Origin of the sequence: Croceicoccus marinus (genome assembly GCF_001661675.2) — a bacterium.
GTDB lineage: Bacteria > Pseudomonadota > Alphaproteobacteria > Sphingomonadales > Sphingomonadaceae > Croceicoccus > Croceicoccus marinus.
In genome coordinates this window covers 1,779,898-1,804,332 of record NZ_CP019602.1, presented here as the reverse complement: position 1 = coordinate 1,804,332, position 24,435 = coordinate 1,779,898, and the positions used below count along the sequence as shown (strand labels likewise).

The following is a 24,435-nucleotide window of genomic DNA, read 5'->3' as shown; positions in this document are numbered from 1 at the left end:
CCCCGCGCCCGATCTAGCGAACGTGCGCGATCAGGTTCGCCGCCGGGAAGACGATGGCTTCCTCGGCAAACCCGGTCGAGGTCTGCCCGTATTTGCGCATCGCCCGCTTGCGCATGGCAAGGCCCACGAAGGACGCGGCCAGCGCCGTGCCGATCCCCAGCGCCGCGCCCGCCAGCTGCCGTTTGGGCGGCGACAGCGCGGCCCCTGCGAAACCCGATGTGATCGTGCGCGCCAGCAAGCCCAGGAACACCGTCCGGTCGGGCGCATCCTTCATCTTGTCGCCCGCCATTTCCAGCGCCGCCATCGCGACACCGCCCGCCGCAATCAGCGGATGGCTCATCAGCCGGGCCGGGCCGTTGTCATAGGGCAGATTGCCATTGCGCGCGGCACCGGCCAGCGCGGCCAGCGGGGTCATGGATCGTTGTCCGGCGACAAGGCCCATCAGGATCGGTCGTAGCATGAAATCTCCTTCGCGTTTCGCCATCAACGGGCGAAACGCGCCGGGGGTCCTGCCGCCCTATCCTTCCAGCGCCTCGACCTCTTCGGCCAGCGCCAGCCAGCGTTCTTCCGCCGCGTCCTTCTCGGCGCGCAGCTTCTCCAGCTTCGCGGTCAGCGCTGCGAATTTCTTCGGATCGGCGCTGTAGAGATCGGGATCGGCCAGCGCCTCCTCGTTCGCCGCGATCTCGCCTTCCAGCGCCTCGATCCGGCCCGGCAGCAAATCATAGTCGCGCTGGTCCTTGTACGACAGCTTGACCTTCTTCTGCGGCGGGGGAGGGGGCGGCGGCGCGGCCTTCTTCGGCCCGCTGTTCTGCGTGCGGTCCTTGCGCTTGGCTTCCCAGTCGGCATAGCCGCCCGCGATGATGTCGACTGTCCCGCTGCCGTCGAGACCCAAAGTCACCGTCACCGTCCGGTCGAGGAAGTCGCGGTCATGGCTGACGATCAGCACCGTCCCGTCGTAATCCGCGATCACCTCCTGCAGCAGATCCAGCGTTTCCAGATCGAGGTCGTTGGTCGGCTCGTCCAGCACCAGCAGGTTCGACGTGCGCGCGAATTCGCGGGCCAGCAGCAGGCGTGAACGCTCGCCGCCCGACAGCGTGCCGATCTTCGCCTCGACCAGCCCCGGATCGAACAGGAATTCCTTCAGATAACCCTGGATATGCTTGCGCACTCCGCGCACGTCGATCCAGTCGCCGCCCTCGGCCAGCACGTCGCGCACCGTCTTCTCGTCCGACAGCAGGCTGCGCTGCTGGTCGATCATCACGCCCGACAGGTTCCTGGCCAGAATGACCTCGCCGCTGTCGGCCTGCAGTTCGCCGGTCAGCATCTTCAGCAGCGTGGTCTTGCCCGCGCCATTGCCGCCGACGATGCCGATCCGGTCGCCGCGCTGGATGCGAAGGCTGAAGTCCTTGATGACCGTGCGGTTTCCGTACGCCTTGGTGATATGCCCGGCGGTAATGACGCTCTTGGTCTTGCTGTCGTCGGCGGCCAGCTGCATCTTGGCCGTGCCCTGCGGGTTGATCATCGCCGCGCGGGCGGCGCGCATTTCCCACAATTTCTCCAGCCGGCCCTGGTTGCGCTTGCGCCGCGCGGTCACGCCGCGCTGCAGCCAGTGCGCCTCAAGCTTCAGCCTTGCGTCCAGCCGTTCCGCCGCGCGCGCTTCCTCGGCATAGACCTGGTCTTCCCACGCCTCGTACCCGCCGAAACCCACTTCCTTGCGCCGCAGCGCCCCGCGATCCAGCCACAATGTCGCGCGGGTCAGCCGGGTCAGGAAGGTCCGGTCGTGGCTGATCGTGACGAACGCGCCGGTATAGCGGTTCAGCCAGTCCTCCAGCCAGTCGATGGCCGACAGGTCGAGGTGGTTGGTCGGCTCGTCCAGCAGCAGCACATCGGGCTCGCTCGCCAGCGCGCGGGCGATGGCGGCGCGGCGCTTCTCGCCGCCGCTGGCCGCCCTGGGATCGCGCGTCATGTCGATGCCGATCTGGTCGGCGATGGCTTCCACCTCGAACCGCTGGGGCGCATCTTCGCCGCCCAGAGCATAATCCATCAATGTCGCGCAGCCCGAGAAATCGGGTTCCTGCTCCAGCGTGACCACGCGGGTGCCGGGCACGATCACGCGCTTGCCGCGGTCCATCTCGACCTCGCCCGAGATCAGCTTCATCAGCGTGGTCTTGCCCGCGCCGTTGCGCCCGATCAGCGCCATCCGGTCGCGGGGTCCGATATGCAGGTCGAGGTCGCGGAACAGCCAGCCGTCGTTCACGGTCAGGCCGCCCTGCTGCAGTCCGATGCCTTCAAGTGAGAGTACGGGGGGTTGTGCCATCGCCGCCGCCTAGTCCGCCCGCGCGCGCCCTGCAAGCGCGCGATGGATGAACAGGTCCGCCAGAATGCGTTCAAGGAACAGCCAGCATGGCTCCGTCTTTATAGGACCATAACTACAGGAGAACCGCCTTGCTTCGTTTTCGCAAGTCCATCACGACCCTTGCCGCCACGGCCGCCGCCGTCCCCGCGATCGCGGCGATGACCGCCGCCGCCGCCCTGCCGGCGCGCGCCGCCGAGGTCGACATCCAGACAAGCGGCCCGGTGGTCGAACTGCAGGTGATGCAGCAGGTCCTGGGCGATCCCGACAAGGCCACTGTCAGCGCGGGCGTCACCACCCGCGCCCCAACCGCGCAGGCCGCGATGCAGCAGAACGCTGCCGAGATGGAGCGCGTGCTCCAGCGGCTGGACGCGCTGGGGATCGATCGGCGTTATGTGCAGACCAGCGGGATCAGCCTGAACCCCCAGTACGACTATCGCAACAACGAACAGCCCCGCTTCACCGGTTACGAGGCATCGAACATCGTCACCATCGAACTGCGCGACATCGACGCGGTGGGCGGCACGCTGGACGCGCTGGTGGAATCGGGCGCGACCAATATCAGCGGGCCCAGCTGGGGCATCGTCGACGACAGCAATGCCCAGGCTCAGGCACGCAAGGCCGCGTTCGACCAGGCGATGGCGCAGGCGCGCGACTATGCGCGCATGGCGGGCTTTGGCGACGTGCGGCTGCTGGCGGTGTCGGAATCGATGTCGATGGCCATGCCGATGCAGGACCGCGCGGTGATGGTCCAGGCGGCAATGCCCGCACCCAAGACGCCGACCCGCCCGGGCCAGGTCGCGACCCAGGTCACGCTGTCGGCAACATTCGAACTTGTCCGATAATTGAATATGTTGCGCATCGGCAACGAGGATGCTTCCTCGTGCCGCTGCGCAACATTCACGCCTTGTTCAATGCGGCGGCCTTAGGCAGGCTCCCATCATGATCGTTGCCTCTGCCTTTCGACGCCTGCCCTCTTTCCTGCCGGATTCCCTGCGCCAGGGGCGATCTGCCCTGCGGGGCGGGCTGGGCGCGCTGCTGCTGTGCAGCCTTGCCGCGCCCGTCGCCGTGCCCTCCGCCATGGCGCAGCCGCGTGACGAGCAGAGCGAGGCGCGCCGCGAATTGCGCGCGGGCAATGTGCTGCCGCTGCGCCAGATAGAGCGCAACGTGATCCCGCGCATGGGCGATTCGCGCTATCTGGGACCGGAATTCGACAGCGCGGCGATGATCTACCGGCTGAAATTCATGGACGACGGCGGGCGCGTGGTGTTCGTCGACGTCGATGCCCGCACCGGCCGCGTGGTCGGCCAGCGCCGCTGAAGCGCGCTTTCCCCGCACTCTTATGCACGCCGCCGGCGGGGCGCGGCTTGACCCGTTCCGGCGCGGTCCCCATCTCTTCGGATGAAATCGCGGTGCGCCACCACCGGCGCGTCCCGCCAATGTCGGAGAGTGCATGCGGATCCTGATCGTCGAGGATGAACCCACGCTGGGCAGCCAGCTCAAGAATACGCTCGAATCCAACGGCTATGCGGTGGACCTGTCCACCGATGGCGAGGACGGGCATTTCCTTGGATCGACAGAGGATTACGATGCGGTCGTGCTCGACCTTGGCCTGCCCGAGATCGACGGCCTGACCGTGCTGGGCATGTGGCGCAAGGAAGGCCGCAACTTCCCCGTGCTGGTGCTGACCGCGCGCGACAGCTGGTCCGACAAGGTCGCGGGCCTCGACGCGGGCGCCGACGATTACCTTGCCAAGCCCTTCCAGACAGAGGAGCTGATCGCCCGCCTGCGCGCGCTGATCCGCCGTTCGACCGGCAATGCCAGCAGCGAGCTGACCGCGGGCCCGGTGCGGCTCGACACGCGTTCGGGCCGCGTCACGCTCGACGGCGAGCCGGTGAAGTTGACCGCGCAGGAATACAAGCTGCTGTCCTATCTGATGCATCACAAGGGCAAGGTCGTCAGCCGGACCGAGCTGATCGAACATATCTATGACCAGGATTTCGACCGCGATTCCAACACGATCGAGGTCTTCGTCACGCGCATCCGCAAGAAGCTGGGCGCCGATGTCATCACCACCATCCGCGGCCTGGGCTATAGCCTCGACGATCCCGCCGAAGCGCCGCGCAGCTGACGCGGGCGGTGGCGGAGCTGTATCAGGCGGCCCCAGGCTCCGGCCCCCGGACCGACCGGGCCGCGCCCGATCCTGCACCGCCGCCAATTGCCGTCAGCCCGCCGGCCTTCGCCCGGCTGAAGTTCAAGGGCGTGAAGCTGGGTGCGGGCCACACCGGCTCGCTCTCGCGCCGCATGATGCTGATCGCGATCGCGTGGACGGCATTCCTGCTGCTGGCGGGCGGCATCGCGCTCGACCGGGCGCTGACCGGCCTGATCACGCGCAATTTCGACGAACAGCTCGACTACATGCTGACCGCGATGGTCGCCTCCGCCGAAATCGGCCCCGACGGCGAGGTGTTCTTCTCGCGCCCGCTGGGCGACCAGCGCTTCCTCGAACCCAATAGCGGCCTCTACTGGCAGATCACCGGCAACGGGCACGAGGATTTCCCCTCGCGCTCGCTATGGGACCGCACGCTGACCGTGCGCGAGGCGGAGACGATGGAGCCGCTGGTCTATGACAGCGACCAGTTCCGGGAGGAAACGCTGCGCATGATGCAGCGCCCGATCTATCTTCCGGGCAGCGATACGCAGTGGTGGTTCGTCGTCGCCGCCAGCCGCGAGGAGCTGGACGTCCAGATCGCGCGCATCCGCACCATCCTCGTCTACAGCTTCGCCGCGCTGGCGCTGGGGCTGATCGCGATGGCGGCGTTGCAGATCTGGCTGGGCCTGTCGCCCCTGCGCGGCGTGCGGCTGGCGATCCAGCGTATTCGCATGACCGGCGACACCCGCGTGACCCAGCCTCTGCCGCTGGAAGTCCAGCCCATGGTCGAGGAGCTGAATGCGCTGCTCGCCCATTCGGAACGACAGGCCGAGGAAGCGCGCGCCCATGCCGGCAATCTTGCCCACGCGCTCAAGACGCCGCTGACCGTGCTGAACAATGCCGCCGCCGCCCATGCCGACAATCTGCCCGAAATGGTCGAGCGCGAGGTCGCGGCGATGCGGCGGCAGGTCGACCATCACCTTGCCCGCGCCCGCGCGCTGGGCCGCCGCGCCGTGGGCCTGTCGCGCGCCGACGTGCGCGAATCCGCCGAGTCGGTCGAACGCGCGGTCGCGCGCCTGTACCCCAGCGTGCGCTTCGACCTCGACGGCGCCAGGCCCGGCGGCCGCCGCGCGATGGTCGCGATCGAGCGCCAGGACCTCGACGAGATCCTGGGCAATCTGATCGAGAATGCCGCGAAATATGGCGGCGGCAGCGTGTTCGTCACATTGGACGCCGTGCCCGACGCCCCGCAATGCGAGATCTGGATCGAGGATGACGGCGCGGGCATCGAACCGCGCGACCGCGACAAGCTGTTCGCCCGCGGCGCGCGGCTGGACACCAACAAGCCCGGCACCGGCCTCGGCCTTGCCATCGTGCGCGACGTGGTGGAGATCTACGGCGGCTCGGTCGCGCTGGACGAAAGCGAGGATCTGGGCGGCCTGCTGGTCAGGCTCAGCCTCCCGAGGGCGGCAGTCAGCTAAGGCCTTTCGCGCGTCAGTAATTTACCGTCAGCGTCACCATCGCGCGCTGGCTGCGCGCGCCGCTCAGCTCCACCGTCTCGCCCGTAAGGCCAAGCGCGCTGTCCTTGCCCAGCGCCCCTGCGACACCCCGCTTTCCTCGCCACCGGGCGCAGCCATGTCACCGGACTGCGGCGTTTCGGCGCACACCACGATCTCGCCCTCGCGCGAAGTGCAGGTGGGCGGGGCGAGTATGTCGATCACCACCGAACCGTCCTCACGCTCCACCGATCCGCCGGCAAGCTCGGCCGCAGTCGCCGGGGCGCCCTGAATAAGGGAAAGGGCAGCCGGCAGGATCATCGCGTTCCTCCCCGAACCCGGTCTGGTCGTATTCCCGGTCTAGTCGTATGCTACGCCCGGCAGCCCCTGTCCGCCATCCGCGATGAACGCCTCGATCCGCTGCTCCAGCACCGGCAGCGGCACCGATCCCAGCGACAGCACCACATCGTGGAACTTGCGAATGTCGAAGCGCGGACCCAGCGCCTCCTCCGCCCTGGCCCGCACGCGCCGCATGGTCAGCTCGCCCAGCTTGTAGGCCAGCGCCTGTCCCGGCCAGCTGATATAGCGGTCCACCTCGGTCCCCACCTCGTGCCGCGACAGCGCGGTGCGCGAGGCGAGGTAGTCGATCGCCTGCTCGCGGTCCCAGCCATAGGCGTGGATGCCGGTATCGATCACCAGCCGCGCCGCGCGCCACATCTCGTAGCTCAGCCGCCCGAACCGCTCATAGGGCGTGCGATAGATCCCCATCTCCTCGCCCAGATATTCGGTGTAGAGGCCCCAGCCTTCGCCGAACCCGCTGAAATAGGTCTCGCGCCGAAAGGCGGGCATCGCGGCCTGCTCCAGCGCGACGCCCGCTTGGAAACTGTGCCCCGGGCTGCATTCGTGCAAGGTCAGCGCGGGAATGTTGTACAAGGGGCGAGAGGGCAGGTCGTGCGTGTTCATCTGGCACGCATCCAGCCCGCCGCGCCCCGCGGTGTAATACGGCGCCAGCGCAGGAGCGACCGGCCGGATCGCAAAGCGGTGGCGCGGCAGGAAGCCGAAATAATCCCCGATCCGCCCGTCGACCCGCTTCGCCACATAGGCCGAGACGCCCATCAGCTCGTCGGGCGTGCGGGCGATGAACTGCGGATCGCTGCGCAGCGCCTCGTTGAATTCGGCGATGCTGCCGGTGAAGCCGACCTCCTGCATGATGGCGCGCATCTCGCCCTCGATCCGCGCGACCTCGGACAGGCCGATCTGGTGGATTTCCTGCGCGGTCAGGTCCAGCGTGGTGTACTGGCGGATCTGCCGGGCATAGAACGCCTTGCCATCGGGCAGGTCGCTGGCCGCCAGGCTGGTACGCGTGCCGGGCAGGTATTCCGTCCGCATGAAAGCCAGCAGGTCGCGATAGGCAGGCACGATGCTGCCCGTCACCGCCGCCTCTGCCTCGGCCCGCAGGCGCGCCTGCTCGGCGGCGGGGATGCTGGCGGGCATCCGGTCGAACGCGTTCAGGAACGGATTGCCCTCGGCCCTCGTATAGGGCTCGATCGATGCGTCGCGCCCTTCCAGCGACACGCGCGGCACGCTGAAGCCGCGCTGCAGCCCCGCGCGCGCATTGGCGACATGCTCCGCGAAATAGCGCGGCACATCGCGCATGCGGGCGATATAGTTCTCGTAATCCGCGACATCGGCATAGGGCGAGCGCGCATCCAGATAGGTCCAGAAATTGCTGTCCGAATTGAACGGCATTTCAAAACCGCGATAATCCGCCTCGCCGATCCGCTCTTCCAGCACGGCGCGGAAAACCGCGGCATTGATCGCTTCGCCTTCCGACAGCTGCGCGGCGGGAATCGCATCCAGCCGCGCCAGCATGTCGCGCGCATGGTCGGCGCGGCGCGCCTCGGCCTCCGGCATGGCAGAGGGCAGGCGCGGTCCCGCCTCGCTGCGGCCATCGGCGGTCAGGATCCGCCGGCGGTCGGCGGTGACCCAGGCATGATCCTCCTCGTAAAGCACCCGAAGGCGGGCATCCGCGCCGGATTCGGACCCGCTCCGCGCCTCCGCGCCGGTTCCGGCGGGCGTCTGGGCAAGTGCGGGCAGGGCGGGGAGGGCCGGGGTCAGCAGGACGGCGAGCGGCAGGATCAGTCGGTGCATCCGCCGCTTCATGCGCTGGCTTCGACGCGCGCGCAAGGAGGGCCGCAAGGAGCCGCGCAAGGAAGGGCCGCTTCCGCCGTGGTCCGGCGCTCAGGCCGCGCCCGTGCGCTCCGCGTTTTCCGCCGCCAGTTCGGCCAGCAGCGATGCGGGCGGCTGGAACACCGCCTCCTCGAACGGGATGCGGCGCGGATCGACCGACAGCGCGATCTCCTCCGGCATGGGCGCCTTGTCGCTCACGCGGCGGAAATCGCGCAGCGACGTGCCGGCGGGGGCCGAATCCATGTTGGGCGCACCGCGGCCCGCGCGCACGTCGGCGATGTTGATGGTGCGGAAATCGATGCTGAAACGCGTGCGCCCGCTTTCGTTGGGCACGGTCGAATGCAGCTGCTGGCCCGAAAACAGGATCGCGCCGCCCACCGGTGCCACCAGCCGGACCGACGGCGTGTCGACCGGCGGGGGATCCAGCGTGATGCGGGGCTGGGACCGCGTATCCTGCTTCACCTGTTTCGCCGCCGCGCCGCGCGCCACGCGGTTATATTCGTAATAGTCGAACTCGCCCGAGCTGTTCTCGATCGCGCGGTTCCACCAGGCCGGGTGGAACGCCATCGTGCTGGCGCTCTCGATCTCGAAGATCGGCAGCCACCAGTTGACCTGCTGCATGGGCGCGGCCCACCAGGTGTCGCGGTGCATCGGAAACGCATAGCCGACGCCCGACGTCAGATAGCCATGACTGGTCACCCCGCGCAGGCGCGGCACGTCCAGATAGGTCTCGCGCGGGTCCAGCCCCATGTCCTTTACCACCGCGCACAGCAGTTCCCAGGTGCGCGGATGATGGATGAAGCGCGGCTTGATCGGCGCGAACAGCTCGACGAAGCGCTCCACCGGCACGCGGTGCTGCAGCGTTTCGGGATCCTCGTCGCCAAAGCCGGCCACCAGCAGCTCGCGTGCCCAGTCGGCCAGCGCATGCATGGCCGGCCGCGCGGAGATGACATGCACGTCCCCGGCATAGATCTGCGCGCGCCGACCCTCGTCGCCGCAGCGCGCGTCGTAATGAATTGCAGTCAAGCGACACCTCGCCCAATTCCCGTTTCGACCGGGCTACACCAGCGCCGGGAAAACGCCAGCGATCATCCGGTTCGGCCATCATCTTTGGAGTTATGCGGCGCGGAAAAAAACGCTAGTTCGCGGCGGCGTCAGCGGCGTCAGCGGCGGGCGACCAGCTTTTATTGTCCTACGCGCGCCCCGCGCGCTAGCGCCGTGACCGGGCTATCGGCCCGCACGGCTCTTTCATCCCGTAAATTTTTCCCGCACCCCCCAGGTGTCAACCGGCGGGCCGAAAACGGCGGAATCGTGCGGCGCTTCAACGGGTGACAGCGGTTGTAGGACGTGTCGCCTGTGTCAACCGCGCGCCCTGCTGATCCGCCGGCCGATCCGGTGCCGGACGGCGGCTGGCCGGACGGGGGCTGGCCGGATCAGCCTTCCGCAGCGATCCGCGACGCGGTCTCGCGGATCAGCGCGATCATGTTGGGTACGCCCTGCGTCCGGTTGGACGACAGCTGGTTGCGCAGGTCGAAGGGCGCCAGCGCACCCTCTATGTCGGTGTCCGCCACTTCGGCAGCCGGGCGGTCCTGCACTGCGGCGATGACAAGCGCGACGATGCCCTTGGTGATCGCGGCATTGCTGTCGGCCATGAAATGCAGCCGGTTCCCGCCATCGTCCGAAGCGGCACGCGTCGGATAGACCCACACCGCGGCGGAGCAGCCCTTGACCTGCGTCGCCTCGGTCTTCAGCGCGGCGGGCATGGGTTCCAGCTCGCGGCCAAGCTCGATCAGCAGCCGGTAACGCTCGTCGCCTTCGAGGAATTCGTATTCCTCGGCAATATCGTCGATGGATCGCATGGGGGCGGAGCTAGCCGCCGCGCCCGCCGCTCGCAAGTGCCTTAAAGGTCGACCCCGCTGGCGATCGCTTCCAGCCTGCGGACCCGTTCCTTCAGATCGGCCAGTTCGATCCGCGCGGCGGCGGGCGCATCGCCGACATCGCGGGCGGGCGAGGGCGCGAATTCCCCGTGGCCCATCTCAGCCTCGCGCATCTTCAATGCCAGCCAGCCCTGCCAGCCATACAGCAAAGCGGCGGTCACGATGGTCAGCCCCGCCAGTGCGAACAGGGCCATGGAACTGACTTCGAAGCTCATGGATCAGCCTCCTCTCAGCGGTCGCGCAGCAGCTCGATCTCTTCGGCAAGGCCGAGCTTCTGGCGTTCGTCGGTCGCGATGCGCTCCAGCACATGCACCCGTTCCTTCAGCTCGGCGATCTCGGCGCGAAGCTGCTCCTCGTCCTCGGGCGACAGGCCGTCCGGACGCGGCCGCAGCGTGCCGCTCCTGTCCGTGTACAGGCCGTCCCTTGCATCGCGCCGACCCTTGATCATCTGCGTGACCGAAATGATCAGCACGATCAGGATGATGGCGGTCCAGAAACTCATTTGAACTGTCCTTCCCTGTCAGGCGAATGCATTTCCGGCGAACGCGCCTCGGACGAACGCAGCGCCTCGATCTCGTGCGTCAGGCGATAGCCGCTGTCGGTCACGATCCGCTCCACGTTGGCGAGCCGGTCCTTGACCGAACCCAGCTCGGCGCGAAGCTGCGCGTTTTCCTGGCTCGCCAGCTTCAGCCGCTCGGCCGTCTCTTTGTCCTTCTGCGGATAGACGGACTTGCCCCAGCTGTTTTCCAGCGGATAGCCATGTCTGACGCGGATCGCGGTATTCACCACCCATGCGATCGCAAAGGACACGACGCCGACGCCCAGCACGGCAGGAGTGATCAGCTCTTCCATCGCCTACACCTCGTGACGCGGATTGACGGGGGCATTGAGGCGCGCATCGCTTTCCTCCTCGCGCAGCGCCTCGATCTGGCGTGCGATGTCGGTGCCCTTGTCGGTGATGATGCGCTCCAGAACGCGGACCCGCTCTTCCAGCTGGGCGGTATGCTGCGCATATTGCGCCGCCTTTTCCGCGGTGGCGTTCATTTTCAGTTCGGCCATCTTGGACTGGTGCTTGGTCCACACGATCAGGCAGATCATGATGAAGGGGGCAAGCGGTATCAGAAGAGCAAGTTCGTCTGCCATGTTTCAAGCCTTTCGATCTGGGCCCTGATGGGTGCCGGGCCGGGTGCCGGGCCTCAGCGCAGCTTCTCGATCTCGTCGGAAAGCTGGCGATTGCCGCTTACGTAATATTCCTCGACATGGGCGAGGCGGCGGTCGATGTCGCGGAACCGGGCCTTCACCTCGCGCGCCGAGCGGGTCGGCGACTGGCGGACGCCCTGCCAGAACTGCTGTTCCTTGCGGTCGGTGTAGAGGTGTTCGGGCTTCTTCGGTGCCATCATGCCCATCGCGATATAGATCAGGATCGGCCAGCCCATCGTGATCGTGGCAATCAGGAAGCCAAGGCGGATCCAGATCGCGTCGATCCCGGTATAGTCGGCAAGGCCCGCACTGACGCCCAGGAACTTGCCGTTCACCTTGTCGCGGTAGAAGCGGGTACGTTCGGTGCTGCTCATTGTGCGTTCCTTTCCTTCATCATGCGCTCCAGCTCGGCCAGCTTCACATTGTCGGCTTCCTGATCGGCGATCAGGCGCGGCTTGGAGAATTCCTCGTTATCGGCAGCGACAAGGCGCTCCACCGTATCCATCCGGTCGTCGAGGCGGCGAGCGAGCTTGTAGAGCTCCTCCAGCATCGCCTCGTCACCCTGGGTCAGGGTGGGCGCGGTCTTCCACTTGGTCACATAGTGAAAGACCAAGCCCGGAAGGACGACGAAAATACATATAATTGCAAGCACACCTTCCATGGGTCAGTCCTCCTTCTTCTCGCTCTGGCCGCCCATCGAGCGCTTGAGCGCTTCGAGTTCCTCGTCGACCTTGTCGACGGCGGACAGCCCTTCGATCTGCTCGGCAAGCGACGGCTCGCCCTTCATGGCCATGCCCAGCGCGTCGGCGTGGCCTTCGGCGTAATCGACGCGGCGCTCCAGCATCTCGAACCGGGCCAGTGCTTCGTCGACACGCTCGGTCGTCATCAGCTTGCGCAGTCGGACGCGGTTCTCGGCGCTTTCCAGGCGGGCCGCGATCATCGACTGCCGGCTCCGCGCCTCGCGCAGGCGCTGCTGCAGCTTGGCGATGTCTTCCTCGTTGGCGCGCAGGCTCTGCTCCAGCACGTCCATTTCCTCGGACAGCTGCTTGGCCAGGTCGGTCGCCTTGCGCTTTTCCATCAGCGCGGCGCGGGCCAGGTCCTCGCGGCCCTTGGACAGCGCAAGCTGCGCCTTGTCCGCCCAGTCTTCCTGCAGCCGTTCCAGCTTCACCGCGTGACGCTGCATTTCCTTCTGGTCGGCGATGGTGCGGGCGGCGCCTGCACGGACCTCGACCAGCGTTTCCTCCATCTCGACGATGATCATGCGGATCATCTTTTCGGGATCGTCGGCCTTCTCGATCATGTCCGAGAAGTTGGCGGCAATGATGTCACGGGTGCGCGAAAATATTCCCATCAATTGGGCTCCGTTCTGCCTCAGGCTGCTGCCGCCGCGAAAGCGGATCGGCTCATCGTCATCATAGTCGCGATGGCGGCGCGATTCACTTCTTTCCCGCCCCGCCTTCTCGGCACGTTCGCGGTCGGTCATCAACCGGGCCACCTCGCGGTCGAAACGCGACGCGGCAGCCTCGTCGTCGGTCCACGGCGTATCGGACAGCTTCCGGCCGTCATCGGCGGCGGGCGGCTTGCGGTCCGTTTCGGGCGTCAGCTCATTCTTGTCGTTCATACGGTCCTCTCAGGGATATCAGCTTCAGGCCAGCACGAAAGCCAGGGCCGGTGCGGCCTTGGCCGGCGATACCAGCTTGACGTCGCAGACCGGCGGAAACGAGCAGGCCAGGTCGCGCACCGCATAGGCGCTGAGCGAAAGCATCGCGATCGCAGCGAACAGGCTGGTGGCTACTGGGCCGATCGTACTGGATTGACGAAAATTAAACATGATGTCCCCACATCTTCGAACTATGCCAATCACTTTGCAGAGAGCGTGCCAAATCAAGGAAGTCTTTAGAAAACAGATATTTGAACCGAAGAGTTGGCGACGAGCCGCGAACTTATTGCCAAGAGTTGGGATTCTGCGCTAACTTCCGGTGCATGGATCGGGGCAAGCAGTTTGTCGGCCAGTCTAAGGCCATTCTCGACGCGGTGGAGCGGGCCAGCCGTGCGGCGGCCCTGTCGCGCCCGGTGCTGGTCATCGGCGAGCGCGGAACCGGCAAGGAACTTATCGCCGAGCGGCTTCATCACCTGTCGGATCGCTGGGGCGAACCGCTGGTCGTGATGAATTGCGCCGCTCTTCCCGAAACGCTGATCGAGGCGGAATTGTTCGGCCACGAGGCAGGTGCCTTCACCGGAGCATCGAAGGCGCGGACCGGCCGGTTCGAGGAAGCCGACGGCGGCACCCTGTTCCTCGACGAACTCGGCACGCTGTCGATGGCCGCCCAGGAACGCCTGCTAAGAGCCGTGGAATACGGCGAGATTACGCGCATCGGGGCGTCGCGTCCCACGGTGGTCGACGTTCGCATCGTCGCTGCCACCAACGAGGATCTGCCCGCGCTGGCCGAACGCGGCGAGTTCAGGGCCGACCTTCTCGACCGGTTGAGCTTCGAGGTCATCACTCTCCCACCCTTGCGGGCACGCGAGGGCGACATCACCGTCATCGCCGATTTCTTCGGCCGGCGCATGGCGGCGGAACTGATGTGGGAGGAATGGCCGGGCTTTTCGGAAGAGGTGATCGAACAGCTGGAAGCCTATCCATGGCCCGGCAACGTGCGTGAATTGCGCAATGTCGTCGAACGCGCGGTCTATCGCTGGGATGATGGACGCACACCGGTCGGGGCGGTCGTCTTCGATCCGTTCGATTCGCCATGGGCGCCCAAGTCCTCGGCGCGCGGCCCCGCGCAGCGGCCGGACGCGCTGCCACCGGTCGAACTGAAGCCGGCTTTCGATTTCGCTGCCGTTACCGACCTGCGCGCCGCGGTCGACGGGCATGAGCGTGCCATCGTCGAATCCGCGCTGGACCGCCACCGCTGGAACCAGCGCCGTGCGGCGGAAGCATTGGGGCTTAGTTACGACCAGCTTCGCCACTGCATCCGCAAGCATGCGCTGAACGAAGCGGGAAGCGAGAGCGACAAGGCGGCCTGATCCGCCAAGGCGACTTGCTTTTTATGGCTGCTGCGACTATCTGCCGATTCATCCCGACATTGTCGCGTACAAAGCCGGGCCGGTGCCGCAGGGCTCCGGCGCGCCTTTCCGTATTCGCGGCGCGGGTATCGAACGAAGGAATTGCATGACCGACCTCGCGCGTCTCACCGATCTGATCGAACAGGAAGTCACCGCTTCCGGCTTCGAACTCGTGCGCGTGAAACTGTTCGGTTCGGATGACGAGCGTACGCTGCAGGTGATGGCCGAGAACCCGGAGACCGGCCAGCTGGTGATCGACCAGTGCATGGCGATCTCGCGCCGCATCTCCGACGCGATCGACGCGCGTGAGGAAGCGGGCGACGAGCTGATCAAGGGCGCGTACAGGCTGGAAGTGTCTTCTCCGGGGATCGACCGCCCGCTGACCCGCGCGAAGGATTTCGCGAACTGGGTCGGGCACGAGGCGCGCATTACCCTGTCCAAGGACGCCGACGCGCCCGCGGGCAACAAGCGCACGTTCCAGGGCGACCTGACCGCGTTCGAGGACGACATGGTGACGGTCGACGACAAGAAGCTGGGATCGGTGACCATGCCGCTGGCCGGCATCCATTCGGCCAAGCTGATGCTGACGGACCGACTGATCAAGTCGACCGTGCCGCTGGACACCACCGGCGCGGACGAGGTTGTTTCCGAGGAATTCGGGGAAGTCGAGGATATGTCGGAAGAGGATGCGGACTAGTTCTGGCGCTTTCGACGGCAAACTATTATGCGGCGGGCGACTTATGGGTCCCGCTGCGCTGAGCAGGCGGGCCTCCGCTGAATTGAGCAGGGAAGACGACTAACATGGCGAATGCGATTTCGGCGAACCGCGCAGAGCTTCTGGCGATTGCCAATGCCGTGGCCAGCGAGAAGATGATCGACAAGTCCATCGTGATCGAGGCGATGGAAGAAGCGATCCAGAAATCGGCCCGCAACCGCTATGGCGCCGAGAACGACATCCGCGCCAAGCTGGACCCGCAGACCGGCGACCTTCGCCTGTGGCGCGTGGTCGAGGTGGTCGAGGAGGTCGAGGACTACTTCAAGCAGGTTTCGGTCGAACAGGCGCAGAAGCTGCAGGACGGCGCGCAGGTCGGCGACTTCATTGTCGATCCGCTGCCCCCCGTCGACCTGGGCCGCATCGACGCGCAATCGGCCAAGCAGGTGATCTTCCAGAAGGTCCGCGATGCCGAGCGCGAGCGCCAGTACGAGGAATTCAAGGACCGCGCCGGCGAGGTCATCACCGGCGTGATCAAGTCGGTCGAATTCGGCCACGTGATCGTGAACCTGGGCCGGGCCGAGGGCATCATCCGCCGCGACCAGCAGATCCCGCGCGAAGTCGCCCGCACCGGTGAACGCATTCGCGCGCTGATCCTGAAGGTCGACCGGTCGAACCGCGGCCCGCAGATCTTCCTGTCCCGCGCGCATCCCGAATTCATGAAGAAGCTGTTCGCGCAGGAAGTGCCCGAGATCTACGACGGCATCATCCAGATCAAGGCCGCCGCCCGCGACCCGGGCAGCCGCGCCAAGATCGGCGTGATCAGCCATGACAGCAGCATCGACCCGGTCGGTGCCTGCGTCGGCATGAAGGGCAGCCGTGTGCAGGCCGTCGTCCAGGAACTGCAGGGTGAGAAGATCGACATCATCCCCTGGAGCGAGGACACCGCGACCTTCGTCGTCAACGCGCTTCAGCCCGCGACCGTCAGCCGGGTCGTCATCGACGAGGAAGAAAGCCGCATCGAGGTCGTCGTTCCCGACGATCAGCTGTCGCTTGCCATCGGTCGCCGCGGCCAGAACGTACGCCTGGCCTCGCAGCTGACCGAGAGCCAGATCGACATCATGACCGAACAAGAGTCGAGCGAGAAGCGGTCGAAGGAATTCGCCGAACGTTCGAAGATGTTCGAGGAAGAGCTGGACGTCGACGAGACGCTCTCGCAGCTGCTGGTGGCCGAAGGCTTCACCGAGCTGGAGGAAGTCGCCTATGTCGACCGCGACGAGCTGGCCGGTATCGAGGGCTTTGACGAGGACCTTGCCGAAGAGCTGCAGTCGCGTGCGATCGAGGCGCTTGAGCGCCGCGAGGAGACCTTCCGTACCGCCCGCCGCGAGATGGGCGTGGACGATGCGCTGGCCGAAATCCCGCATCTGAACGAGGAAATGCTGGTGGTGCTGGGTAACGCCGGCATCCTGACGCTGGATGACCTGGCCGATCTGGCCACCGACGAGCTGATCGCCAAGCGCCGCGAAGGTCCCCGTCGCCGCGGCGGCCCCGCAGCCGGCCCGCCGATGAAGCGCGACCGTCGTCCCGAGGACAAGGGCGGCGTGCTGGGCGCCTATGGCCTGACCGAAGAGCAGGGCAACGAGATCATCATGGCGGCCCGCGCGCACTGGTTCGAGGATGAGGACGACGTTACCGAGGGGCAGCCCGCGGACGAGACGATTTCCTCCGAGGCCGAAGCCGTGACCGACGAAGCCGTGGCCGAGGCAACTGCCGAGGACGAAAACATGCAGGAGGCCGCCGATGCGGACTCCAAGCAATGAGACCGTAGCGTCCGACATCGATGAAAAGGTGCCCGAGTTCGACGAGGGCACCGTCACCCGCCGCTCTGGCGCGCGGGGCGACGGACCCATGCGCAAATGCGTCATTACGGGCCGTATCGCTCCGCGCGAAAGCCTGTTGCGGCTGGCGATGGGGCCGCAGGGATCCGCAGCTTCCGACGACAGGCCCGCGGTTCTGCCCGATGCCCATGCCAAGGCGCCAGGACGCGGCGCATGGATCGGCGTCACGCGCGCCGAACTTGAAGAAGCGATCGCGAAGGGCCATCTGAAGGGAGCCCTGGCGCGCGGTTTCAAGGGGCCGCCGCCTGTCATTCCGGCCGAACTTCCCGAACTGGCGGAGCAGGCGCTGCTGCGCGCCCTGACCGACAGGCTGGGCATCGAGTACCGCTCCGGCAATGTGCTCGCCGGATCCGATCGCATCGCCGAGGCGGCGCGTTCGGGCAAGGTTTGGTGGTTGGGGCACGCGTCCGACGCCGGTGGCGATGGTTCGCGTCGGCTCGACCAGGCATGGCGCGTGGGTGAGGACAAGGAAGGTACCGGCATGGCGGGCGAAAGCTTGCCTCTGGACCGGGCGGGGCTGTCTGTGGCATTGGGCCGCGACAATACCGTCCATCTGGCGTTGACCGATCGTGCCGCCGCCGGACGCGTTTCGACCTTGCTTGCAAGGCTCAACCATTACCTTGGCCACGATGGCGCGACCGCCGATGGCCCCGGAAATGCCGGGTTGGAAAGTGGAGGGCCTGCCGCACAGCGGGCCAGCGAACCGTAGAAGCGGGCGCGTTCGGCGCACCTGCAGGGGCAGGCCGCAGCAGATGACGACGCCGTTCACGGCGTGACGACGACGATGATTTTGATAGGGTTTTTTGACCAGTATGAGCGATAACGACAACAGCACCCGGACCCGCAAGCCGCTTGGCCTGAAGCGTGCGGTGGACGCGGGCGAGGTCAAGCAGACCTTCAGCCATGGCCGGACCAACAAGGTCGCCGTGGAAGTAAAGCGCAAGCGCAAGATCCTGAAGCCGGGCGAGACTGCGCCTGCCGCTGCCCCCGAAGCTGCGCCAACTCCTGTCGCCGCGCCGCCCGCCGCGCCCAAGCCCGCCGCGCCCAAGCCCGCGCCCCGCCGTCCTTCGCCCAGCGACGAGACGCCGCAGGAGCGCGTCGCCCGCTTGCAGCGCGAGGCCGAGGAAGAACGCCTGAAGATGGCGGAGGAAGCCCGCCGCCGCGAGGAAGAGGCCAAGGCCAAGGCGCTTGAGGAAGAGCGCCAGCGTGCCGAGGACAACCGCAAGGCCGAAGCCGAGGCGCAGAAGGAAGCCGTGGCCGAGGCAGAAGTCGAAGCCAGTCAGACGCAGGAAGAGCCTGCTCCCGCCGTTGAAGCCGAAAAGCCCGCAGAGCAGGAGGAAGCCGCCAGCGATCCGGCAGTCGAGGAACAGGGCGAGGCCGTGCCCGCCCCGCGCAAGTTCACTCCGGTCAAGCGTCCCGAGCCCAAGAAGGTCGAGAAGAAGCCCGCCGCGGACAAGAAGGGCGGGGCCCGCGACACGCGCGGCGATACGCGCAGCGCCGAAGCCAAGGGCGCCGACCGCCGCCGCGGCGGCAAGCTGACCGTCAACAAGGCGCTGAACGACGACGAAGGCGCGCGGGCCCGCAGTCTCGCCGCGCTGAAGCGTGCGCGCGAGAAGGAGCGCCGTTCGCAGTACCGCGGCCAGCAGCAGCAGCGTGAGAAGCAGGTGCGCGACGTCGTCGTGCCCGAGGCCATTACCGTGCAGGAACTGGCCAATCGCATGGCCGAAAAGGGCGCCGATCTGGTGAAGGCGTTGTTCAACCTGGGCATGATGGTCACCGTCAACCAGACGATCGACCAGGACACCGCGGAATTGCTGGTCGAGGAATTCGGCCACAACATCCAGCGCGTGTCGGAAAGCGACGTCGATATCGACAATACGGTCGATGTCGATCCTGCCGAGACCCTGAAGCCGCGTCCTCCGGTCGTGACGATCATGGGCCATGTCGACCACGGCAAGACCAGCCTGCTCGACGCGCTGCGCGGCACGGACGTGACCCGCGGCGAAGCGGGCGGCATCACGCAGCATATCGGCGCCTATCAGGTGAAGACCAAGGCGGGTGACATGATCACCTTCCTCGATACGCCGGGCCACGAGGCCTTTACCGAGATGCGTGCGCGCGGTGCCAATGTCACCGACATCGTCATCCTGGTGGTGGCGGCCGACGACGGGCTGATGCCGCAGACGATCGAGGCGATCAACCACACCAAGGCGGCTGGCGTGCCGATGATCGTGGCGATCAACAAGATCGACAAGGACGAGGCGAACCCGAAGAAGATCCGCGAGCGCCTGCTGGAACACGAGATCGTGGTCGAGGAGATGAGCGGCGACGTCATGGATGTCGAGGTTTCGGCCAAGAAGAAGATCGGTCTCGACAAGCTGATCGATGCGATCAACCTGCAGGCCGAACTGCTCGAACTGAAGGCCAATCCCGACCGCGACGCCGAGGCCACCGTGATCGAGGCGCAGCTCGACAAGGGCAAGGGGCCGCTGGCCACCGTCCTCGTCACCCGCGGTACGCTGAAGCGCGGCGACGTGTTCGTCGTCGGCACCGAAAGCGGCCGCGTTCGCGCCATGCACGACGACAAGGGCCGTCAGGTCAAGGAAGCCGGACCCTCGACTCCGGTCGAGGTGCTGGGCCTTGGCGGCGTTCCGCGTGCTGGCGACCTGATGAACGTGGTCGAGAACGAGCAGCGTGCCCGCGAGGTCGCGACCTATCGTACCGAGAAGGCGAACGAGAAGCGCACCGCGATGCCGGTTTCGAACTTCGAGAACATGTTCTCGGCGTTGAAGAGCGAGATGGTCGAGTTCCCGGTCGTCATCAAGGCGGACGTGCAGGGTTCGGTCGAGGCAATCTCGACCGCGCTGGGCCGCCTGTCCAACGACCTCATCAAGGTTCGCGTCCTGCATTCGGGCGTCGGTGCCATTACCGAGAGCGACGTTACGCTCGCGGCGGCATCGGGCGCTCCGATCATCGGCTTCAACGTGCGTCCCAATGCCAAGGCGCGCCAGCAGATGGAAAAGGACAAGGTGGAGATGATGTATTACGACGTCATCTATCACCTGACCGAGGAGATCGCGAAGCGCATGGCGGGCGAGCTTGGTCCCGAGCGGATCGAGAACGTCGTGGGCCGTGCCGCGGTCAAGCAGGTGTTCCCCGCCGGCAAGAAGGACAAGGCCGCTGGCCTGCTGGTCGAGGAAGGCGTCATCCGCAAGGGCCTGTTCGCGCGTCTTACCCGCAATGATGTCATCGTTTCGGCTACCTCGATCGAATCGCTGCGGCGCTTCAAGGACGACGTGGACGAAGTCCGCGCGGGTCTGGAATGCGGCGTGGTGCTTTCGGACACGAACGACATCAAGCCGGGCGACCAGCTTGAAGTCTTCGAGGTCGAGGAGCGCGAACGCGTTCTTTAAGACGTCTTGCGAGACAAAAGCGCAAAGCCGCCAGTCGGGTCACAGCCCGGCTGGTGGCGGCGCAGTCGCAAGGGTGTATTGAGCGGACTGGATAGCGGCTGCACGTTAGGGTGACTCCCGATGCTGTGCATTCTGGCGCTGCCCTTCGTCTATTTCAGCCAGGGAACGATCATGCCCCGCTACGCCGCTTTCTTCGCCAGCATGAATGTCGGCGGCAATCGGTTGAAGATGACCGATCTGCGCGACGCGCTGGAGCGTGAGGATCTGGAAGACGTCGAAACCGTCGTCGCCAGCGGCAACGTGCTGTTCTCCTTCGATGATCGACCTTCGGAGGGGCTGTCGGAGATGCTGGCCTTCATCGTGAAGGACCGGTTCGATTTCGACACTTTCGCAGCCGTACGCAGCAGGGACGAGGTGAGCGCCGCGATCGAGGACAACCCTTTTCATGGGCAAGGCGACGACAAGCAGGTCCATACGCTGTTTTTGGAGCGCGAAGCCGATGCAGACCAGTTCGGCGTGCTGACGGCAGCCTATGAGGGGCGGGGACCCGAGCGCATCGCGCTTGGCGACCGCTGCCTTTACGTCGATTATGTCGAGGGGGTCGGCAACAGCAGGCTCACCGGCCCCTTCATCGAGCGCAAGCTCGACCGCCGCTTCACCGCGCGCAACATGGCCTCGCTGAAGCGAATTCTGGACAAGATGGATTGATCATGGCTCGCAATTCCACCCCCGAACAGCAATCCGTGCGCGTTCTGAAAGTCGGCGAGCGGGTGCGCCATATATTGTCGGAACTGCTTTCGCGCGGGGAAGTGCACGATGATACGATCGCTGCGCATGCCGTCAGCGTGACCGAGGTGCGCATGTCGCCCGACCTGCGGCAGGCCAAGGTCTATGTGAAGCCGCTGCTGGGCGCGGACGAGGCGAAGGTGATCAAGGCGCTGCAGGTCAATACCGCCTTCTTCCAGCGCGAGGTGGCCCAGCGCCTTGGGCTGAAATTCGCGCCGAAACTGCAGTTCCGCCCTGACGAAACATTCGACGAGGCAGGCCGGATCGAGCGCCTGCTGGACGATCCGCGCGTCCGCCGCGACATCGAGGATGACGAGGACTAGCGCCAAGCTGGCGCGGCAGCGCCACAAAGCTGTGCAATCGGGGCCGATACCGGCGCAGACCCTATGGCGCGGGCCCCTGCGATCAGCATAGTGCGGCGATGGCCAAGCTCTATTTCTATTATGCCAGCATGAACGCGGGCAAATCCACACAGCTTCTGCAAGCCGACTTCAACTATCGCGAGCGCGGGATGACGACCATGCTATGGACCGCCGCGCTCGATCATCGCGGCGCGGACGAAGGCGGGGGCAAGCCGATCCATTCGCGCATCGGGCTGCAGGCAGATGCCCATCTCTATGATCCCGGCACCGATCTGTGGGATGCGGTCGCGCCGCATCATGCAGTCAGCCCCATCGCCTGTGTGCTGATCGACGAGGCGCAGTTCCTGACCCGCGCGCAGGTCTGGCAATGCGCGCGGCTGGCGGACGAGGCGGGGGTTCCGGTCTTGTGCTATGGCCTGCGCACAGATTTCCAAGGCGAATTGTTCGAAGGCTCGGCGGCATTGCTGGGCATTGCCGATGCGCTGATCGAGCTGAAGGCCGTGTGCCATTGCGGGCGCAAGGCGACGATGAACCTGCGCATCGATGCCGAGGGCAGTGCGGTCAGCGAAGGCGAACAGACCGAGATCGGCGGGAACGACCGCTATATCGCACTCTGCCGCCGCCATTTTGTCGAGGCGAATCGCGGCTGAAGCGTCTGCCGGAAGATCAAAGAAGGGCCGGCAGGTGTAATCCGGTAGCGGGCCGCCTATCTGACCCGCCATGTCCGACACCATCATTCTTGCCGCGATCCTGATTCCCTGCCTGATCGTTGCCATCGTTTTCCACGAAGTCTCGCATGGCTGGTCCGCCAAGATGCTGGGCGACCCCACAGCCAAAGAGGCGCGGCGCCTCTCGCTCAACCCGCTACGCCATGTCGATCCGGTCGGTACCGTCGTGCTGCCGGGTGTGATGGCGCTGATCGGCGGGCCCGTGTTCGGCTGGGCCAAGCCTGTGCCGGTCAACAAATGGCGGCTGAACAATCCGCGCTTCGGCATGATGGCGGTTGCGGCGGCCGGTCCGGGCAGCAATTTCGTGATGGCGGGGATCGCGGCCGTCGTGCTGGGCCTGCTGGCAAGGGGCATCGATCCTGGCAATGTGTCCGCCGCGATGCAATGGACGATTACCGGGATCGACTATTTCATCCTGATCAACATCTTCCTGGCCTTTTTCAATCTGCTACCGATTCCGCCCTTCGACGGATCGCACATCGTCGAGGGACTGCTGCCGCGCAGCGCCGCGCGGGCGTATGAGAAGCTGCGGCCCGTCGGCATGCTTCTGCTGGTCGCGGTGATCGCCCTGAGCTGGTTCTTTCCCGATCTCGGCATCATCGAGAATATCGTGTGGCCGCCGGTGGAATGGGTGCGAGGCCTCTATATCGGCCTGGCCGAGGCGATCGCATCGTGAGCGAGGGCAAAATGAGCGAGGACAGACTAGCACCGCCCAGCGGCTGGATCATCCTAGACAAGCCGCTGGAAATGGGCTCGACCCAGGCTGTCGGCGCGGTGAAGCGCAATCTGCGCGAAGCGGGCTATGCCAAGACCAAGGTCGGTCATGGCGGCACGCTGGATCCGCTGGCGACCGGCGTGCTGCCGATCGCCATCGGCGAGGCGACCAAGCTGGCGGGCCGGATGCTCGACGCTACCAAGACATACGAGTTCACGATCCAGTTCGGCACCATGACCGATACGCTGGATGCGGAGGGCGCGGTGATCGAGACGAGCGACCGGCGCCCCCCGGCAGCGGCGTTGCTGGCGATCTGCGAGGCTTTTACCGGAGAGATCGAGCAGGTGCCGCCGAAATACTCGGCCCTCAAGATCGATGGCCGCCGCGCCTATGATCTCGCGCGCGCGGGCGAGGACGTGGAGATGAAGACCCGCCGCGTGACGATCCATGCTCTCGGCCCCGTGGGCGGGCAGGGGCATGGCGTGGATGTCGATTCCGTCTTCGCGACCACCAGCGGGCGGCCCGACCCCTATGATCCCGGCGCGCCGCTGGAACTGATGGACAGCGTCACGCTGGAAGCGACGGTATCGAAGGGGACCTATATCCGCAGCCTGGCGCGCGATATCGCGCATGCCCTTGGAACTTGCGGACACGTTACCTACCTTAGGCGCACGCGTGCTGGTCCGTTCGGCCAACATTCGGCGATTTCGCTGGACAAGTTGAACGAAATCGGTCACGGCGCGCGCCTTGCTGAAATACTTCTGCCGCTGGAGGCAGGGCTGGACGACATCCCGGCCCTCGATCTCCTTCCGGATCAGGCGGAAGCGGTCCGACAGGGCCGGCAATTGTCCGGACTGACCATTCCTGACGGAACTGTCTGGGCGAAATGCGGCGGAAAGCCGATAGCCTTGATGGATATTTCGGATGGCGTGGCCAGGGTCTTTCGGGGCTTCAACATCTGATCATCGATGTCGCGGAGTGAAACTATGTCGGTTACCGCCGAAAAGAAGCAGGAAATCATCAAGGACAACGCCCGTCAGGATACTGACACCGGCAGTCCCGAAGTCCAGGTCGCGATCCTGACCGAGCGTATTCGCAACCTGACCGAGCACTTCAAGGATCACCACAAGGACAATCACTCGCGGCGCGGTCTGCTGGTGATGGTCAACAAGCGCCGTTCGCTTCTCGCCTACCTGAAAAGGACGGATGTAGAGCGCTACAACGCGCTGATCCAGAAGCTCGGCCTGCGCAAGTAAGAGTTTCCAAGGGCGGTCCCGACGGGCCGCCCTTGTCGCATGGGGCCGCAGGAAAGACGGCCCCGCGAAATCGGGCGATGCCTCGCAATTCGGCAAGGCAGCCCTGGGGCATGACAAAGCGCCCCGCACCGGACCGGGACGGTATCCCCGGCAGTAGGCCCCGCGCTG

At 65.8% G+C, this 24,435-nt stretch carries 29 protein-coding genes; 15 read left to right on the top strand and 14 right to left on the bottom strand.

The window, feature by feature from the left end; translation table 11 throughout:
• Nucleotides 1–13: 13 nt before the first annotated feature.
• Together A9D14_RS08495 and A9D14_RS08490 are read right to left on the bottom strand one after the other, a co-directional pair.
• Nucleotides 14–460 (bottom strand): DUF4126 family protein, encoded by a 447-nt coding sequence (locus A9D14_RS08495; protein WP_066848658.1) that lies wholly within the window; start codon nucleotides 458–460, stop codon nucleotides 14–16.
• A 57-nt stretch (nucleotides 461–517) separates the two neighbouring features.
• Entirely contained in the window at nucleotides 518–2,317 is a 1,800-nt protein-coding gene (locus A9D14_RS08490) for an ABC-F family ATP-binding cassette domain-containing protein (RefSeq protein WP_066845267.1), read from the bottom strand.
• 128 nt (nucleotides 2,318–2,445) lie between these two features.
• On the opposite strand from A9D14_RS08490, the gene A9D14_RS08485 reads away from it, so the two are divergent.
• The 4 genes from A9D14_RS08485 to A9D14_RS08470 all read left to right on the top strand — a co-directional run bounded on the left by A9D14_RS08485 (nucleotide 2,446) and on the right by A9D14_RS08470 (nucleotide 5,986).
• Nucleotides 2,446–3,198 (top strand): SIMPL domain-containing protein, encoded by a 753-nt coding sequence (locus A9D14_RS08485; protein WP_232468475.1) that lies wholly within the window; start codon nucleotides 2,446–2,448, stop codon nucleotides 3,196–3,198.
• A gap of 97 nt (nucleotides 3,199–3,295) precedes the next feature.
• Nucleotides 3,296–3,673: a PepSY domain-containing protein gene (locus A9D14_RS20365; RefSeq protein ID WP_332459763.1), complete on the top strand. Its 378-nt coding sequence runs from the start codon at nucleotides 3,296–3,298 to the stop codon at nucleotides 3,671–3,673.
• 133 nt (nucleotides 3,674–3,806) lie between these two features.
• Nucleotides 3,807–4,484 carry a response regulator transcription factor gene (locus tag A9D14_RS08475; RefSeq protein WP_066845264.1) on the top strand — a complete coding sequence of 226 codons (678 nt, stop codon included), beginning with the start codon at nucleotides 3,807–3,809 and terminating at the stop codon, nucleotides 4,482–4,484.
• A gap of 173 nt (nucleotides 4,485–4,657) precedes the next feature.
• A complete protein-coding gene (locus tag A9D14_RS08470; RefSeq protein ID WP_083988021.1) occupies nucleotides 4,658–5,986 on the top strand; it encodes a sensor histidine kinase in 1,329 nt (442 codons plus the stop codon).
• A 63-nt stretch (nucleotides 5,987–6,049) separates the two neighbouring features.
• Here A9D14_RS08470 and A9D14_RS08465 read toward each other — a convergent pair whose 3' ends face one another.
• The 12 genes from A9D14_RS08465 to A9D14_RS08410 all read right to left on the bottom strand — a co-directional run bounded on the left by A9D14_RS08465 (nucleotide 6,050) and on the right by A9D14_RS08410 (nucleotide 13,159).
• Nucleotides 6,050–6,322, bottom strand: a complete 273-nt coding sequence (locus tag A9D14_RS08465; RefSeq protein WP_066845261.1) for a hypothetical protein — start codon at nucleotides 6,320–6,322, stop codon at nucleotides 6,050–6,052.
• A 39-nt stretch (nucleotides 6,323–6,361) separates the two neighbouring features.
• Entirely contained in the window at nucleotides 6,362–8,152 is a 1,791-nt protein-coding gene (locus tag A9D14_RS08460; RefSeq protein ID WP_198301991.1) for a DUF885 domain-containing protein, read from the bottom strand.
• A gap of 90 nt (nucleotides 8,153–8,242) precedes the next feature.
• On the bottom strand, nucleotides 8,243–9,217 hold the full coding sequence (locus A9D14_RS08455) for a hypothetical protein (protein ID WP_066845252.1): 975 nt from the start codon (nucleotides 9,215–9,217) through the stop codon (nucleotides 8,243–8,245).
• Between the two features lie 407 nt (nucleotides 9,218–9,624).
• Nucleotides 9,625–10,050, bottom strand: a complete 426-nt coding sequence (locus A9D14_RS08450; protein WP_066845251.1) for a SufE family protein — start codon at nucleotides 10,048–10,050, stop codon at nucleotides 9,625–9,627.
• A 41-nt stretch (nucleotides 10,051–10,091) separates the two neighbouring features.
• Entirely contained in the window at nucleotides 10,092–10,343 is a 252-nt protein-coding gene (locus tag A9D14_RS08445) for a hypothetical protein (RefSeq protein WP_066845250.1), read from the bottom strand.
• Nucleotides 10,344–10,357: 14 nt separating this feature from the next.
• On the bottom strand, nucleotides 10,358–10,630 hold the full coding sequence (locus A9D14_RS08440) for a hypothetical protein (RefSeq protein ID WP_066845248.1): 273 nt from the start codon (nucleotides 10,628–10,630) through the stop codon (nucleotides 10,358–10,360).
• Nucleotides 10,627–10,980: a hypothetical protein gene (locus A9D14_RS08435; RefSeq protein WP_066845246.1), complete on the bottom strand. Its 354-nt coding sequence runs from the start codon at nucleotides 10,978–10,980 to the stop codon at nucleotides 10,627–10,629. The genes A9D14_RS08440 and A9D14_RS08435 overlap by 4 nt, the downstream gene beginning before the upstream one ends.
• A gap of 3 nt (nucleotides 10,981–10,983) precedes the next feature.
• Entirely contained in the window at nucleotides 10,984–11,271 is a 288-nt protein-coding gene (locus tag A9D14_RS08430) for a hypothetical protein (RefSeq protein ID WP_066845244.1), read from the bottom strand.
• Between the two features lie 53 nt (nucleotides 11,272–11,324).
• Nucleotides 11,325–11,702 (bottom strand): envelope stress response membrane protein PspC, encoded by a 378-nt coding sequence (gene pspC / locus A9D14_RS08425; protein ID WP_066845242.1) that lies wholly within the window; start codon nucleotides 11,700–11,702, stop codon nucleotides 11,325–11,327.
• Nucleotides 11,699–11,926 carry an envelope stress response membrane protein PspB gene (locus A9D14_RS08420; RefSeq protein WP_332459762.1) on the bottom strand — a complete coding sequence of 76 codons (228 nt, stop codon included), beginning with the start codon at nucleotides 11,924–11,926 and terminating at the stop codon, nucleotides 11,699–11,701. The genes pspC and A9D14_RS08420 overlap by 4 nt, the downstream gene beginning before the upstream one ends.
• Before the next feature lie 66 nt (nucleotides 11,927–11,992).
• The gene (pspA, locus tag A9D14_RS08415) at nucleotides 11,993–12,811 is read right to left on the bottom strand and encodes a phage shock protein PspA (protein ID WP_066848648.1); all 819 of its coding nucleotides are present in this window, start codon (nucleotides 12,809–12,811) and stop codon (nucleotides 11,993–11,995) included.
• A 162-nt stretch (nucleotides 12,812–12,973) separates the two neighbouring features.
• Nucleotides 12,974–13,159, bottom strand: a complete 186-nt coding sequence (locus A9D14_RS08410; protein ID WP_066845238.1) for a hypothetical protein — start codon at nucleotides 13,157–13,159, stop codon at nucleotides 12,974–12,976.
• Nucleotides 13,160–13,311: 152 nt separating this feature from the next.
• Here A9D14_RS08410 and pspF point away from each other — a divergent pair, with 152 nt between their 5' ends.
• From pspF to rpsO, 11 genes are all read left to right on the top strand, one after another.
• Nucleotides 13,312–14,358 carry a phage shock protein operon transcriptional activator gene (gene pspF, locus A9D14_RS08405; protein ID WP_066845236.1) on the top strand — a complete coding sequence of 349 codons (1,047 nt, stop codon included), beginning with the start codon at nucleotides 13,312–13,314 and terminating at the stop codon, nucleotides 14,356–14,358.
• Nucleotides 14,359–14,503: 145 nt separating this feature from the next.
• Nucleotides 14,504–15,094: a ribosome maturation protein RimP gene (rimP, locus tag A9D14_RS08400; protein WP_066845233.1), complete on the top strand. Its 591-nt coding sequence runs from the start codon at nucleotides 14,504–14,506 to the stop codon at nucleotides 15,092–15,094.
• A 104-nt stretch (nucleotides 15,095–15,198) separates the two neighbouring features.
• Entirely contained in the window at nucleotides 15,199–16,929 is a 1,731-nt protein-coding gene (gene nusA / locus A9D14_RS08395; protein WP_066845229.1) for a transcription termination factor NusA, read from the top strand.
• Nucleotides 16,910–17,716 carry a DUF448 domain-containing protein gene (locus tag A9D14_RS08390; protein WP_066845227.1) on the top strand — a complete coding sequence of 269 codons (807 nt, stop codon included), beginning with the start codon at nucleotides 16,910–16,912 and terminating at the stop codon, nucleotides 17,714–17,716. The genes nusA and A9D14_RS08390 overlap by 20 nt, the downstream gene beginning before the upstream one ends.
• Before the next feature lie 103 nt (nucleotides 17,717–17,819).
• Nucleotides 17,820–20,420, top strand: a complete 2,601-nt coding sequence (gene infB / locus A9D14_RS08385) for a translation initiation factor IF-2 (protein WP_066845224.1) — start codon at nucleotides 17,820–17,822, stop codon at nucleotides 20,418–20,420.
• 120 nt (nucleotides 20,421–20,540) lie between these two features.
• A complete protein-coding gene (locus A9D14_RS08380) occupies nucleotides 20,541–21,128 on the top strand; it encodes a DUF1697 domain-containing protein (RefSeq protein WP_232468473.1) in 588 nt (195 codons plus the stop codon).
• A 2-nt stretch (nucleotides 21,129–21,130) separates the two neighbouring features.
• Entirely contained in the window at nucleotides 21,131–21,529 is a 399-nt protein-coding gene (gene rbfA / locus A9D14_RS08375) for a 30S ribosome-binding factor RbfA (RefSeq protein ID WP_066845221.1), read from the top strand.
• Between the two features lie 98 nt (nucleotides 21,530–21,627).
• Nucleotides 21,628–22,218, top strand: a complete 591-nt coding sequence (locus A9D14_RS08370) for a thymidine kinase (protein WP_066845218.1) — start codon at nucleotides 21,628–21,630, stop codon at nucleotides 22,216–22,218.
• A gap of 70 nt (nucleotides 22,219–22,288) precedes the next feature.
• Complete coding sequence (locus tag A9D14_RS08365) at nucleotides 22,289–22,972, top strand: site-2 protease family protein (protein ID WP_066845215.1); 684 nt, start codon at nucleotides 22,289–22,291, stop codon at nucleotides 22,970–22,972.
• 11 nt (nucleotides 22,973–22,983) lie between these two features.
• Nucleotides 22,984–23,973 carry a tRNA pseudouridine(55) synthase TruB gene (gene truB, locus A9D14_RS08360; RefSeq protein WP_066845210.1) on the top strand — a complete coding sequence of 330 codons (990 nt, stop codon included), beginning with the start codon at nucleotides 22,984–22,986 and terminating at the stop codon, nucleotides 23,971–23,973.
• Nucleotides 23,974–23,997: 24 nt separating this feature from the next.
• Complete coding sequence (gene rpsO, locus A9D14_RS08355; RefSeq protein WP_066845207.1) at nucleotides 23,998–24,267, top strand: 30S ribosomal protein S15; 270 nt, start codon at nucleotides 23,998–24,000, stop codon at nucleotides 24,265–24,267.
• The last annotated feature ends 168 nt before the right edge of the window (nucleotides 24,268–24,435 follow it).